At 71.0% G+C, this 11,080-nt stretch carries 10 protein-coding genes; 3 read left to right on the forward strand and 7 right to left on the reverse strand.

The features are described 5' to 3' along the window. The 4 genes from bioD to D7X32_RS39990 all read right to left on the reverse strand — a co-directional run. On the reverse strand, nucleotides 1–353 hold a 353-nt coding region (bioD, locus tag D7X32_RS39975; RefSeq protein ID WP_147450460.1), incomplete at its 3' end, for an ATP-dependent dethiobiotin synthetase BioD. Next, nucleotides 343–1,524 carry an 8-amino-7-oxononanoate synthase gene (gene bioF / locus D7X32_RS39980; protein WP_120607768.1) on the reverse strand — a complete coding sequence of 394 codons (1,182 nt, stop codon included), beginning with the start codon at nucleotides 1,522–1,524 and terminating at the stop codon, nucleotides 343–345. The genes bioD and bioF, both read right to left, overlap by 11 nt. Further along, entirely contained in the window at nucleotides 1,521–2,546 is a 1,026-nt protein-coding gene (bioB, locus tag D7X32_RS39985) for a biotin synthase BioB (RefSeq protein WP_120607769.1), read from the reverse strand. Before bioB ends, bioF begins: the two co-directional genes overlap by 4 nt. Before the next feature lie 215 nt (nucleotides 2,547–2,761). Further along, nucleotides 2,762–3,031: a GlsB/YeaQ/YmgE family stress response membrane protein gene (locus tag D7X32_RS39990; RefSeq protein WP_120542652.1), complete on the reverse strand. Its 270-nt coding sequence runs from the start codon at nucleotides 3,029–3,031 to the stop codon at nucleotides 2,762–2,764. A 179-nt stretch (nucleotides 3,032–3,210) separates the two neighbouring features. Here D7X32_RS39990 and radA point away from each other — a divergent pair, with 179 nt between their 5' ends. Continuing rightward, complete coding sequence (gene radA, locus D7X32_RS39995) at nucleotides 3,211–4,572, forward strand: DNA repair protein RadA (protein ID WP_120607770.1); 1,362 nt, start codon at nucleotides 3,211–3,213, stop codon at nucleotides 4,570–4,572. Between the two features lie 10 nt (nucleotides 4,573–4,582). Here radA and D7X32_RS40000 read toward each other — a convergent pair whose 3' ends face one another. Both D7X32_RS40000 and D7X32_RS46385 read right to left on the reverse strand, forming a co-directional pair. Next, the gene (locus tag D7X32_RS40000) at nucleotides 4,583–5,362 is read right to left on the reverse strand and encodes a hypothetical protein (RefSeq protein WP_147450461.1); all 780 of its coding nucleotides are present in this window, start codon (nucleotides 5,360–5,362) and stop codon (nucleotides 4,583–4,585) included. A 9-nt stretch (nucleotides 5,363–5,371) separates the two neighbouring features. Beyond that, nucleotides 5,372–7,084, reverse strand: coding sequence for a hypothetical protein (locus D7X32_RS46385; protein WP_158625847.1), 1,713 nt, complete (start codon nucleotides 7,082–7,084; stop codon nucleotides 5,372–5,374). A 290-nt stretch (nucleotides 7,085–7,374) separates the two neighbouring features. On the opposite strand from D7X32_RS46385, the gene D7X32_RS40010 reads away from it, so the two are divergent. Then, a complete protein-coding gene (locus tag D7X32_RS40010; protein WP_120607772.1) occupies nucleotides 7,375–8,856 on the forward strand; it encodes a sensor histidine kinase in 1,482 nt (493 codons plus the stop codon). A 6-nt stretch (nucleotides 8,857–8,862) separates the two neighbouring features. Here the strand turns inward: D7X32_RS40010 and D7X32_RS40015 are convergent, their stop codons facing one another. Further along, nucleotides 8,863–9,441, reverse strand: coding sequence for an NUDIX hydrolase (locus tag D7X32_RS40015; RefSeq protein ID WP_120607773.1), 579 nt, complete (start codon nucleotides 9,439–9,441; stop codon nucleotides 8,863–8,865). A 151-nt stretch (nucleotides 9,442–9,592) separates the two neighbouring features. On the opposite strand from D7X32_RS40015, the gene D7X32_RS40020 reads away from it, so the two are divergent. Next, a complete protein-coding gene (locus D7X32_RS40020; protein WP_120607774.1) occupies nucleotides 9,593–10,999 on the forward strand; it encodes a sigma-54-dependent transcriptional regulator in 1,407 nt (468 codons plus the stop codon). Nucleotides 11,000–11,080: the final 81 nt, after the last annotated feature.

The raw sequence follows: 11,080 nt of genomic DNA on the forward strand, positions 1-11,080 counted from the left end.
AAGAGACCGCCCCCCACCACCACCGTCCCGCCCTTCAGCCGCTTCCACGCCGCGCGCGTCACGCCGAAGTCCGGTTCCTTGCCCAGCCGCGCCGCCGCGATGCCCGGCGCCAACGGTGCCTTGAAGCGGTGTGGACACACGGCGTCCACGGACAGCGTGCTGCCCGCTGCTTCGCGCATCGCCAGCGCGTCCGCCGGGGCCTTCAGGGACGCGCAGCCGCTCTCGTAGGGCTTGAAGCCCTGGGGCTGGTAGCCCGCGTCCTTGAGGAGCGACAGCAGCGCGCACGACACCTGCGTCTTGCCCACGCCGGTGTCCGTGCCGGTGACGAAGAATTGGAGTGCGTCAGGGGCCACGGGAGACTCCCACCCGGCGCAGGGCCTCCAGCGCCAGGTCGATATGGCCCGTCGTGTGGGCCGCGGAGAGACAGAAGCGCAACCGGCTGGTGCCCTCCGGCACGGTGGGCGGACGGATGGCCTTCACCAGCAGGCCCGCCTCGCGCAGCCGCTTCGCCGCGTCCAGCGCACGCGCGGGCTCGCCCAGGATGACCGGGAAGATGGCGCTCCGGGGTTCGGCGGGCAGGCCCAGCGCGCGCAGCCCGCCGGTGAAGCGGTGGATGTGGCCCCACAGCCGCTCGCGCGGGGCGGGGTCGTGCTCCACCAGGTCCACCGCGCACTCGGCCGCGGCGCACAGGGCGGCGGGCAGCGCGGTGGAATAGACGAACGGCCGCGCGCGGCTCACCAGCAGGTCCGCCACCGCGCGCGAGGTGGCGACATAGGCCCCCATCCCGCCCAGCGCCTTGCTCAGCGTGCCCATGCGCAGGTCCACCCGGCCCTCCACGCCCAGCGCCTCGCACAGCCCCGCGCCGCGAGCGCCCAGGACGCCGGTGGCGTGCGCCTCGTCCACCATCAGCGCGGCGCCGTGGGCCTCGCACGCGGCCACCAGCTCGCGCAGCGGGGCCACGTCCCCATCCATGGAGAAGACGCTGTCGGTGACGACCAGCTTGCGCCGCCCGGGCGTCTCCGCGAGCGCGCGGGTGAGCGCGGCCACGTCCGCGTGCGGATAGACGACGACGCGCGCGCGCGACAGCCGGCAGCCGTCCACCAGCGAGGCGTGGTTGAGGGCGTCGGAGAACACCGCGTCGCCCGGGCCCACCAGCGCGGGCAGGATGCCGGTGTTGGCCGCGTAGCCGGAGTTGAAGAGGCGCACGGCCTCCGCGCGCTCGAAGCGGGCTAGGCGCGCCTCCAGCCGCTGGTGCGGCACCATGTCCCCCACCACCAGGCGGCTGGCGCCGGTGCCCACGCCGTAGCGCTCCAGCGCGGACGCGGCCGCGGCGCGCACGGCGGGCGACGCCGCGAGGCCCAGGTAGTCATTGGAGGAGAAGTTGACCAGCCGCTCGTCCCCCACGCGCACCTCCGCGCCCTGGGGGGAGTCGAGCGGCTCCAGCGCGCGGCGAAGGCCCTTCGCGGACAGGGCCTCCAGGTCCTCGCGCGCCCAGCCGTCCGCGACCTGCGTGACGGACTTCACCGGTCCTGCCGGGGCTCCAGGGGGCGGATGCCCGCCTTCTCCAGCAGCGCCATGTCCTGGGTGTACTCGGGGTTGCCGGTGGTGAGCAGCTTCTCCCCGAAGAAGAGCGAGTTGGCGCCCGCCAGCATGCAGAGCAGCTGCGCCTCCTCGTTCATCTGCATGCGGCCCGCGGACAGGCGCACCATGGCCTGGGGCATGAGCAGGCGCGCGGTGGCGATGGTGCGCACCATGTCCACCGTCTCCACGCGGTGCTGATCCGCGAGCGGCGTCCCCTCCACGGGCACGAGCGCGTTGATGGGCACCGACTCCGGGTGCACCTCCTGGTTGGCCAGCGTGCGCAGCAGGTTGCAGCGGTCGTCCACGGACTCGCCCATGCCGATGATGCCGCCGCAGCACACGGAGATGCCCGCGTCGCGCACCCGGTTGAGCGTCTTCATCCGGTCGTCGTAGGTGCGGGTGGAGATGATGTCGCCGTAGTGCTCCGGGGACGTGTCCAGGTTGTGGTTGTACGCGGACAGGCCCGCCTCGCGCAGGCGCTTCGCCTGGCTGTCGGAGAGCATGCCCAGCGTGGCGCACGCCTCCATGCCCAGGGCCCGGACGCCCTTCACCATCTCCAGCACGCTGTCGAACTGCGGGCCGTCCTTCACCTCACGCCACGCGGCGCCCATGCAGAAGCGGGTGGCGCCGGCCTTCCGGGCCTGGGACGCGGCGGCCAGCACCTCTGGCACCGCCATCAGCTTCTCCGCCTTGACGCCCGTCTTGTAGCGCGCCGCCTGCGGGCAGTACGCGCAGTCCTCCGGACACCCGCCCGTCTTGATGGAGAGCAGCGAACAGAGCTGCACTTTGTTCTCCACGAAGACCTGCCGGTGCACCGTCTGCGCCTTGTGCACCAGATCCAAGAGCGGCAACTGGTACAGCGCCTTCACCTCCGCGAGCGACCAGTCGTGACGCACCATCACCCCTTCCGGGGTGGGGGCGGCGTGGTGGGCGTGGCCGTGGAAGGACTCGGCGGTGTCGGACATGCGGGCTCCTTGGGGAGACATCAGGAGGCCGACGGTGCGTGGCCCGGAGGCCATTGTCAACGCTCTAGCGACAGGGGGTTGACGAGTGCCCTTTCCCCCTCTGGGGGAGCCCGCCCCGAAGCCCGCATGAGAGGCCCGCAAAAACAGAAGGGACGTCCGTACATGACGGACGTCCCTGACTGTCTCCCGCCTCATCGGTCGAGGAGCCCTGCGAGCTAGACGTGGACGCGACGGCCGCGGCCGGCGAGCCCCACGAGGAACAGCACGGCGAGCGCGCCCAGGACGGAGAACAGCAGGCCCGTGGGGTGCAGGTCGAAGACCCGGCCGTCACTGGAGAACAGCGAACCGACGAAACCGCCCACGAACGAGCCAGCGATGCCCAGCAACGTGGTGGCGATGAGCCCCATCGACTGGTTGCCCGGCATGATGGCTCGAGCGATCAGACCCGCGACCAGACCAATCACCAGAAACGCGATAATCCCCATGGCACTCTCCCTGTGTGGGGGGCGCGCTGTTTCGCGTCGCCCGTGGTCCAGAAAGTGGGTTGCCCCCCCCTGTGGGGCAACCCGCTACCTGATCCACGACATCTCGCTTGCCTGCTCTCCTGCCGTGGCCCGTCTTCGGCCGGGGAAACGTCAGGGGTCTGGGGTAGACACCTCAACCCATGGCGAAGGCGAAGACGCACTACACCTGTCAGGCCTGCGGCTACCAGACGGCGAAGTGGCTCGGGAAGTGTCCGGACTGCGGGGCCTGGAGCTCGCTCCTGGAGGAGACCGAAGCGAAGGTCGACGACAAGCGCCCGGCCTGGGGCGCGTCGGGCGGGGCTTCACGGCCGGTGAAGCTGCAGGACGTGACGGGGGAGTCGGAGGTGCGCCGGCGCACGGGCATCGCGGAGTTCGACCGCGTCCTGGGCGGCGGCGTGGTGGGCGGTTCGCTGGTGCTGCTGGGCGGAGACCCGGGCATCGGCAAGTCCACGCTGCTGCTGGCGGCGCTGGACAAGCTGGCGCGGCACGGGCCGGTGCTCTACGTGTCGGGTGAAGAGAGCCTCCGGCAGACGAAGATGCGCGCGGAGCGCCTGCGGGTGGAGAGCGAGGCCATCCACCTGTTCGCGGAGACGGACGCGGACCGGGTGCTCCAGGCGGCGGAGGCGATGAAGCCGCAGGCGCTGGTGGTGGACTCCATCCAGACCATGTACCTGCCGGAGCTGGGCAACGCGCCGGGCAGCATCACCCAGGTGCGCGAGGTGGCGGGCCGGCTGATGGCGTTCGCCAAGCGCAGTGGGGTGCCCACGTTCCTGGTGGGGCACGTGACGAAGGAGGGCTCCATCGCGGGTCCCCGGGTGCTGGAGCACATGGTGGACACGGTCCTCTACTTCGAGGGCGAGCGGGGCCACCCGTTCCGGCTGCTGCGAGCGCACAAGAACCGCTTCGGCAGCACCAACGAGATTGGCGTCTTCGAGATGAAGGGCGCGGGGCTGATGGAGGTGGCGGATCCGTCCGCGCTGTTCCTCTCCGAAAGGCCGCAGGGCAAGTCCGGCAGCGTGGTGACGAGCACGCTCAACGGCACCCGTCCGCTGCTGGTGGAGGTGCAGGCGCTGGTGGCGCCCACGGGCTACGGCACCGCGCGGCGCACGGCGATTGGCGTGGACGGCAACCGCGTGGCGCTCTTGGCGGCGGTGTTGGAAAAGAAGGAGGAGATTCCGCTGGTGGGCTGCGACCTGTTCGTCAACGTGGCGGGCGGCATGCAGTTGAGCGAACCGGCGTGCGACCTGGCGGTGTGCGCGGCGCTGGTGAGCAGCCTGCAGAACCGGCCGTTGGACCCGAAGACGCTGGTGCTGGGGGAGGTGGGGCTCGCGGGCGAGGTGCGCGCGGTGGGCCAGGTGGAGCCGAGGCTCGCGGAGGCCGCGAAGATGGGCTTCCAGCGGGTGGTGCTGCCGGCCGGCAGCGCGCGGCGCGTGGAGAAGACGAAGCTCCAGGTGGTGGGCGTGGAGACCTTGAGCGAAGCGCTGTCCGCGATGTTCGACTGACGGTGGACCGTCAGGACGCGGGCCGGAGCGAGGACACGTCCGGCACGCGCGTGGGCTTCGTGAGCGTGGGCAGGTCGAAGAAGGCCTCGCGGCCCAGCGTGGCGATGAGCTGGGCCTCCGCGGCGTCGCCCTCCGGGGTCATGGCCTGGGTGGGGAGTTCGTAGGGCTGGACCAGGACGAAGCCGCCGTCGAGTGACTGGCGCTGGGACGCGGGGATGGCGTCCAGGCGCGGGCCGAAGAGGTCCACGAAGGGGGCGCCGAAGATGTTGCGCCAGTAGAGGCCGTCGAGCCCTTCGCTGTAGTCGCGCAGGTTGAAGTCCAGTCTGGAGCCGAAGCCGTCTTCATTGGGCACCCAGCGCCAATTCTTGCGCTCGAAGTCATCATCGAGTCCGGACTGGGCAAGGGGAGAGCCCAGCAGGTGCATGATTTCAACGACCTGACGCAGGTGGGCTTCGCGCCAGCGGGCCTTCCGGGCTTCCACGATGGACGTCATCCAGATGAAGCCCCCAGCGAAGGGGTGCTCTCCATGTCGTTCCGGGGTGATCTGGAGAAAGTCCCGATCCGTCTTGGCACCAACGGTGAAGTCCTTGAACTCATCGTAATAGGCCGCAACGGCATCCGGATTGAACGCGCCGGGCACCCATCGCTCCGTCATGTTGAACCCCCCGTAGCGCACGGGCTGGAACCAGGGGAACCCTGAGAAGAATCGATGCACCAGTTCGCGGATGGTGCTCGTCGCGGGCACCCCGGGAGGCAGGGAAAACCGTGTCTTCAAAGAGCGCAGTGACATGAGATGTCTTCAAGGGAAGGACTGGACGTTGGCACGGCCAGACTGCCTGAGGTTATTGATCCGCTCGCGCAGCGGGCGCGTGAGTCGTGTTGCCCCCTCAGGATGCTTCGCGGAACGGATCCAGAGTTCGACGGAGCCACCATACATTTGGACGTAGTCAAGCATGGCCTTCACGTTGCCTGTGAGCGCCATCTCCGCGCGGCCCTTCACCTCCACGAAATCGTAGGGACTGCCCCAGACCAGGTCCCCTTTGAGCCCCGTCACGGCATCCGGGACGAAGCCCTCGGCCTTGCTGCCGGGTGGCGGCATCAGGAGGCTTGAGTTCTTCGGGAGCTTCCGGCTCTGGAGCACGGACTGTTCGAACGCACTGCCCGCGCCCTTGTTCTTGATGACCGTCTGGTAGAGCCGCTCCCACTCCGGATCCACGGCGTACTTGAAGGTCCGGTACTTGTCCGGATGCCGGAACTGGTAGTCCACCCACGCCTGCGCCAGATGCTCCGCGCTGCCCGGCACCAGCCTCGCGCCCTCCGCCGTCGCCCGTGAGCCCACCAGGGCCACGCGCTTGCCCTGGGCCAGCACCCGGCCCGCTTCCGCGAGCGGCGCCTCCAGCCGCTTGGCGAGCGCTCGCAGCCGCTCCACGTCCTCCACGGACACGGACTCACCGCGCCCCGCCGCTCGCAGCACCTGGCGAAGCTGCTGGGCCTCCTGCGGCGACAGGTGCTGCACCACCCGCTGCAACACCTGCACCTCGCGCAGGCTTCGGCCCGTGAGCAGCGCGACGCGCTCCGCTCCCTGCGCTCCCTCCGACAGGAGCCGTCCCGACACCACCGGCAGCGCCACGCTCACCGCGCACAACAGCCGCTCACCATCCGACAGCGGATGGCCCAGGAGACTCTGCCCCAGCACCGCGCCGCCCACGTCCCCCACCTCACCGGTGACGGGCAGCAGGCCCAGGGCGATCTCCAGCACCAGTTCTTCCGGCGGAATGCCCGGGGGTTCGCGGGCCGGCTCCCACGTCGGGGGCGCGAAGCGGCCGGCCTCCACCGCCGACGCCAGCAGGCTTTCGCGCGCCAGCAGATAGAGCGCCACCTCACTGGGACTCTTGCGCGGGAAGTCCGGGTCCTCCGTGTGCGCGTAGGCCCAGTCCAGCACCGCATCCAGCAGCGCCAGCTGCGTCTCCTCGTAGAGCGCGCTTTCGGTGAGCAGCCCATCGCTCCCGAGCCGGCGGAAGTGCGCGTCCGCCAGGACCTGACGGCGCGCCTCCGCCCAACCGTGGAACTCCTCCAGCTTCGCCTCCGCCCGGGCCAAACGCTTGCCGTCCTCGAGCAGGGCCTGCGCGTGCTTGGCCTTCAGCCGCAGGTACACCTCCAGCGGCGCGTCCTTCGCGAGCTCCTCCTCCGTCCGCGCGGAAGCCCAGAGCAGCAGGTCGTTGAGCGCGGCATGGCCTGTCTGACGCTCCACCTCCATCACGGCGGGCTGCTTCAAGGCGGCTCGCTTCTCGCGGATGAACGCGAGATAGCGGCCCAACTCCTCTCCTCCCACGGTGCCGCCCGAACCCGCGTTCTTCCAGGCGGTGTCCCTCGCGAACGCAACCGGTGAAGCGCTGTGATAGCGCCCGTAGCCGTGCATCCCCACCGGCAGGGTCCGCGAGCCCGTCGTGCCGCAGGCCGTGAGCGCCAGGACCAGCATCAAACCCACGCTGAAGCTTCCCAGCCATCGCATGCCGCGCCCCCAATCACTCACATCTACCAGCCGGGACTGACGTGTTTTGTGAACGACTTCCTGACGCGCGTGACGCCCGCGGAGACGCAGACAACACGCGCCAGAAGCCGGTTCCGAAGCGTGCGCCCCACGTCCTCAAGCGCGTCTCATCAAGCCCCCACCCCGGCGGCCATCGCCATCACTCCTCCGGGGTATTCCCTTCGCGTCCCACCGCTCCGGAACGCGGAACGAGGACTGGCCAGGGACCGGGGCATGCCGTTTGATGCGGGGGTGCGAGGAACACCGCCCGGATGACGCATCGCCCCCATTCCTCCCGCTTGCGGGACGCGCTGGGCTCGCTGTCCGCGCGGCTGCTGCTGGCGTTCCTCGTGCCCACCCTGCTCTTCCTCCTGGTCGCGGGCGCTTCCGTGTACGCGCTCGCCCGCGCGAGCCTGGAGGACGAACTGGGCGCGAGCCTGTCCGCGCTCGCCGCCGCCACCGCCAGCCAGGTCAGCGGCGAACGCATGCTCACCATCGAGCCCGGTGACGACGTGTCCGGCACCCGCACGTGGCGCAACCTCGTGCGCCTGCTGGACGGCGTGCGCACCGCCAGCGGCGTTCGCCGCGTGTACGCCGTGGACGCGCGGGGCCGCGTGCGCGCGGACGTGGGCGGCAACCTTCCCGTGGGCACCGAGGTCCCGGACCTCGCTCGCGACCGGCTGGAGCTGACTCGCGTCCTCGCCGGCAAGCGCGCCGCCAGCCAGGTGCTCTTCACCGGCTCCGACGGGCTGCTCTACAAGACGGGCTACGCGCCCGTGGTCCAGGACGGGCAGGTGGTGGGCGCCATCGGCGTGGAGGGCAGCGCGGCCTTCTTCGGGCCCCTGCGGCGGCTGTGGCGCACCTTCGTCATGGCCAGCGCCGTGGCGCTCGTCGCGCTCGCCCTCATCGCCGTCATCACCGCCCAGGGGCTGGCCCGCCCGCTGCGGCGGTTGATGGACTCCGCGCTGAGAATCGGCCGGGGCGACCTGGCCACGCCCGTGCCTCCGGAGCCCACCCGAGAAATCGGCGTGCTCGCGCGCGAGCTGGAGGTCATGCGCGGCGCGCTGGAGAGCCGCGACCGGCAGCTCAAGCTCATGCTCGCGGGCGTGGCCCACGAGGTGCGCAATCCCCTGGGCGGCATCGCGCTCTTCTCCGGACTCCTGCAGGAGGACCTGCGCGCGGGCTCCCACGCGGACGCGAACAGCCACGTGGACCGCATCCAGCGCGAGGTCGCCTATCTCCAGCGCATCGTCGAGGACTTCCTCGCCTTCGCCCGCGAACAGCCGCTGGCGCGCGCCCCCATGGAAGCACCCGACCTCGTCTCCAACGCGTGCGAGCTGCTCTCAGCGGAGGCTGAAGGCAAGGGCGTGTCCCTGGACATGGCCGCCGCGCCCGCGCACCTGGAGGCGGATGGCAGCCTGCTGACCGCCGCGCTCGTGAACCTGGTGAAGAACGCCGTGCAGGCCGCGCCCGCCGGCAGCCGCGTGCGGGTCCGCGGCGAGCTGCGCGACGGCCGCTACGCCATCGACGTCCAGGACTCAGGCCCGGGCGTGCCCGAAGCGGAGCGCGAGCGCATCTTCGAGCCCTTCTTCACCACCCGCGAGCAGGGCACCGGCCTGGGCCTGCCGCTCGCACGAAAGATTGTCCGGGCCCACGGCGGCGAGCTGTCCCTGCGCTCCACACCGGGCGACACCGTCTTCACGCTGACGCTGCCCTGCCCTCCCAATACCGGGGATGCGCGAGCGCACTCCTGACACGCCCTACGCCGCCCCACCCGCGCGCAATGCCTCGCGCGCCTTGAGCAGCATGCGGCGCAGCGGCGCTTCATCCGCACGCGACAGGGCTTCGTCCCAATCCAGCCACTGGATGCCGAACGACTCCGCCGGATCATGCGCGAGCGCCTCGGGGTCCTCCGCCACCACCAGGTAGCGCACGTCCAGATGACAGTGCTCGGGCTCGTCCTTGCGCGCGGGGATGACGTGCACGTCCACGTCCAGCGGGCGCGGCGCCGTGGGGTGCAGGTGCACGCGGCAGCCGGTCTCCTCACGCGCCTCGCGCAGCGCGGTGGCCTCCATGTCGCCTCCGTCTCCGCCTTCCGCGTGGCCGCCCGGCTGCAACCAGCGCTTCAGCTTCGCGTGGTGCAGCATCGCCACCCGCCCCTTCACCGCGTCCACCACCACCGCGCTGCCAGTGAAGTGCGCCTCCTCCTGCGAGCGGGAGAAGGGCTCCTTCAGCGACGTCGCGAAGTGACGCATGCGCGACAGGTCCTCGCGCTCCTTGTCGTCCGTCGGGACGTGGCGCGCGAGCAGGTCAGCGAGGGATGTGGAAACAGAGGCCATGCGCCGGGATAGACACCCGCCGCGCCCGGGACGCCAGCCCTTTCACGGGTGGCCCGGGGTGCGCCCCGGCCGGTCCGGTGTAGGGTGGCCTGGCGTGTGCATTCCGCCGGAGCCCTCCGGCGACACCCCACCTTCCTTCCCGAGCAGGCGCATGGCCCGCATCCTCGTCATCGACGACCACGACACCCTCCGCGAGGGCATGACCGTCACCCTCACCCGCTCTGGCCACACCGTGTCCGCGGTGAAGAGCGGGGCGGACGGGCTCGCGGCCTACAAGAAGGGCCCCTTCGACCTGGTCGTCACGGATTTGAAGATGGACGGCATGGACGGCATCGCCGTGACGCGCGCCCTCAAGCAGGCGGACCCGGGCGCGGTTGTCATGGTGGTGACGGCGTTCGGCACCATCGAGACCGCCGTGCAGGCCATGCAGGAGGGCGCCTACGACTTCATCACCAAGCCCTTCCCGCCAGAGGTGCTGCGCGCCAAGGTGGACAAGGGCCTGGAGCTGTCCGCCACGCGCCGCCAGGTGGAGCGCCTCACCGCCCGCACGGACGCGCATGACGCCGACGCCGCCCTCACCCACCGGGACATCGTGGGCGACAGCGAGCCCATGCAGAAGCTGCTCACCCAGGTGCGCAAGGTGGCGGCGAGCGACGCCACCGTGCTCGTGCGCGGCGAGAGCGGCACCGGCAAGGAGCTGGTCGCCCGGATGATCCACCAGCGCTCCCCGCGCAAGGACGGCCCCTTCGTCGTCGTGCACTGCGCGGCCCTGGCGGAGACGCTGCTGGAGAGCGAGCTGTTCGGCCACGAGCGCGGCGCCTTCACCGGCGCCGTGAAGCGCAAGCTGGGCCGCTTCGAGCTGGCCGACGGCGGCACCCTCTTCCTGGACGAGATTGGTGAGATTCCCGCCTCCGTGCAGACGAAGCTCTTGCGCGTGCTGCAAGAGAAGGAGCTGCAGCGCGTGGGCGGCGAGGAGACGCTCAAGGTGGACGTGCGCGTGGTGAGCGCCACGCACCGCGACCTCCAGGCGGAGGTGAAGGCGGGCCGCTTCCGCGAGGACCTCTACTACCGCCTGCACATCGTCCCGCTCACCCTGCCGCCCCTGCGCGAGCGCCCCGAGGACCTGGCCGCGCTCGCGCGCCACTTCGTCGCCAAGCACGCGCCCCGGGTCAACCGCCGCGTCACCGGCATCGACGACGCGACGCTGCACGCGCTCACCCGCCATGCGTGGCCCGGCAACGTGCGCGAGCTGGAGAACGTGATGGAGCAGGCGCTCGTCTTCGCCGAGGGCGAGACGCTCACCCCGCAGGACCTGCCCTCGCACCTGGCGGGCCAGACGCCGCGCATGGACGCGGGGCTGCCGGTGCCCCAGGGCGACCGCCCGCTGCCGGACATCCTGGAGGACCTGGAGCGCCAGCTCATCGCCCGCGCCTACGAGAAGGCCGGCGGCGTGAAGACGGAGACCGCCCGGCTGCTGGGCATCAAGACCTCCGCGCTGTACTACAAGCTGGAGAAGTACGGCTTCCTGCCGCGCGGCGAGCGCCCCGAGGAAGCCTAGGCACCGGCGAGGTGCCCGAAGCCCGGGGCCTCGGAAATCCGTCACCCCCACCCCGGCCCCATGACTTTCCACCGTCCGGCC

Origin of the sequence: Corallococcus carmarthensis, from assembly GCF_003611695.1 — a bacterium.
Taxonomy (GTDB): Bacteria; Myxococcota; Myxococcia; order Myxococcales; family Myxococcaceae; genus Corallococcus; species Corallococcus carmarthensis.